The following is a 1,347-nucleotide window of genomic DNA, read 5'->3' on the forward strand; positions in this document are numbered from 1 at the left end:
ATATAACATACACCCACTACAAATATACTTATAACAACCAATAAAAATATAAAATAATTGAGCTTGAATACTTAAAAAATAATAATTAAATTAAAAATTCTAATAAATTTTGAAGATTATAAAAAGATAAAAGCTTGAGCTAGTTGTTACTAGCTCAAGTTATCTGTTAAGAGTGGTGGTTTATATTATTAAATTCATCTAAATGTGTTAAGTCTTTAGAAGCTGCATCAAATGCAACTGAACCTAGTTTTAGATTAATATAACCTTCTTGAACTTGTGCTGGTTGAGCTATAGTTTCATTAAAGATATCTTTTTGAGTATCTAAAATATCCCCAACATTTACTTTAGTTTCATCTTTAGCTTCAACTTTTTCTTCTTTAATAGTTGGAATACTAATTCCAGCATCATCTCCTAAAATTGCACTTGGGTTAAGGTTAATAAAGTTACCTGCATTGATTTCAAAAGTATGACTAATTGCTGGTTCGCCAACTGGTTTGCACGCTACACAATCAAATACTTCATAATGATATGAGTTGCCTTTTTCACCTGTTAAGCCGATTTCAAATTTACCGCTATCCCAAATTGTAATATTTGTCCAGCTTTCAACCTTACCTGTAGCATCATTAACTAGATTTACTATTAATTCTGAACCTGGTTTTGCAGTTCCTGTAATAACTGGGCTTACGCTATCAGTTACATAACCATTAATTTTTTCAATAGCACTATTGCTATTTGCTTGATAGTAAATACCTTCATTGATTGTAATATGATTATTACTTACAACAACTTCACTTGGAACAACCACATCTACATTAGCATTGTTATCGTTAGCTACTTCATCTTTAGCTGTATTTAGGTCTATTGTAAATGCAAATTCTTTAACAAGTCCTGTTTTTAAGCTTGATAAATATACTTTATATGTTCCAACTTCCCAACCACTACCATCTACTCTGTTTGTTAAATCAGGAGTATATTTGAATGTTCCATCTGGTGCAGCTTGGAATTCTTTCATAATTGCTTCATCTTTACCTGTTGCATTATTAGCTTTTACAAATCCTAATACTATTGTATCATTAGCAACTGATTTACCAACAAATGTTGGAGTAGTATCAAATGTTCTACCACCATTTGGAATTTCAGTTAAGTTGTTGAAATATCCACCTTCATCACCTTGTAATACTTTAAAGTTAAATACATTGTTATCTTGGCTATTGCTATCCACAACCACATCACTTGTAGTATTATCTACGCTAGGTGTATTTGTTTGAGTGTCAGCAACAAGTTTTAAGCTAGCTTCACCTTTAATATCAGTTCCAATTACATTAAATGTAAACTTGTAATCTCCAA

1 protein-coding gene is annotated in these 1,347 nt (G+C 30.6%); it reads right to left on the bottom strand.

Features of this window, described 5'->3' with window-relative positions; genetic code table 11:
• Window positions 1-166: 166 nt before the first annotated feature.
• On the bottom strand, window positions 167-1,347 hold a 1,181-nt coding region (locus KJQ97_RS09250; protein ID WP_214120669.1), incomplete at its 5' end, for a hypothetical protein.

Source organism: Campylobacter sp. 2018MI01, from assembly GCF_018501205.1.
In the GTDB taxonomy this organism is placed as follows: domain Bacteria; phylum Campylobacterota; class Campylobacteria; order Campylobacterales; family Campylobacteraceae; genus Campylobacter_E.